General features: G+C 37.2%; 1 protein-coding gene. It reads left to right on the top strand.

Translation table 11 applies throughout. The features are described from left to right. The coding region (locus ACFINC_RS11125) for an L-serine ammonia-lyase, iron-sulfur-dependent, subunit alpha (RefSeq protein WP_375617240.1) at nucleotides 1–164 on the top strand (164 nt) is incomplete at its 5' end. Between the last annotated feature and the right edge of the window lie 145 nt (nucleotides 165–309).

The raw sequence follows: 309 nt of genomic DNA on the forward strand, positions 1-309 counted from the left end.
TTAAGGCAGTAACGGCTTCTTCTCTTGCATTATATGGTAATGGGGAACATTTTGTTTCTCTTGACGCTTGTATAGAAACAATGCGTCAGACGGGCCATGATATGAGTGAACGCTATAAAGAAACAAGTAAAGGGGGCCTCGCAGTGAATGCAATATCTTGTTAAGAGTGTAGTCTCTTATTAGGGGCTGAAATATTTTTTCAATCCATAACTGGACTCGTCGGGGAAGAACAGCATTTTTTCTTCCTAAGAAAATTTTTGTTTTTTGTTGCTTATCAATCAAAATTCAAATTTAATTCAGTAGCGTGCT

The organism is Bartonella sp. AP58NXGY (assembly GCF_042195785.1).
Taxonomy (GTDB): domain Bacteria; phylum Pseudomonadota; class Alphaproteobacteria; order Rhizobiales; family Rhizobiaceae; genus Bartonella.